This window comes from Vibrio sp. 2134-1, from assembly GCF_033339495.1.
Window position 1 is genome coordinate 1 of the sequence record NZ_JAWOUS010000753.1, and the last position, 571, is coordinate 571.

1 protein-coding gene is annotated in these 571 nt (G+C 43.6%); it reads right to left on the bottom strand.

All coding sequences use genetic code 11. The features are described from left to right. Window positions 1-571, bottom strand: a 571-nt coding sequence (locus tag R7R78_RS28340) for an NADP-dependent isocitrate dehydrogenase (RefSeq protein WP_225474878.1), incomplete at both ends; no start/stop codon positions are given.

Consider the following 571-nt stretch of genomic DNA (forward strand, 5'->3'; position numbering starts at 1 on the left):
TCGTCGCTTTCATGTGTAGAGAAAGCAGTACGTCTTGCTCTTTCGCATCTGCGATTTCTTTTTCGAAGAACTCAACCAATGCTTTTTTCTTCAGTACAGCGCTCTCAATAACTTCTTTGTCTAACAGTGGGAAAGCAGATTTTAGCTCTTTTACAGAGCCATCTGCGCCAACAAACTCGATTTTTACTTCTGTTGCGCCAGAAATGGTTGTTGATTTCTCGCTACCAAAGAAATCGTCACCCGCCATGCTTGATACATGAGATTTAGAATCTGATGACCATGCGCCCATTGAGTGTGGGTTTTTCTTTGCATAGTTCTTAACAGAAAGTGGCGCACGACGGTCAGAGTTGCCTTCACGAAGTACTGGGTTTACCGCACTGCCCTTAATCTTATCGTAAGCCGATTTAATCGCTTTTTCTTCGTAAGTACTTGGCTCTTCTGGGTAGTTTGGTAGGTCGTAACCTTTAGCTTGAAGCTCTTTGATTGCGGCTTTTAGTTGAGGAATAGAAGCCGAAATGTTTGGCAACTTGATGAGATTTGCTTCTGGTGTTTGTGCAAGTTCGCCCAGCTC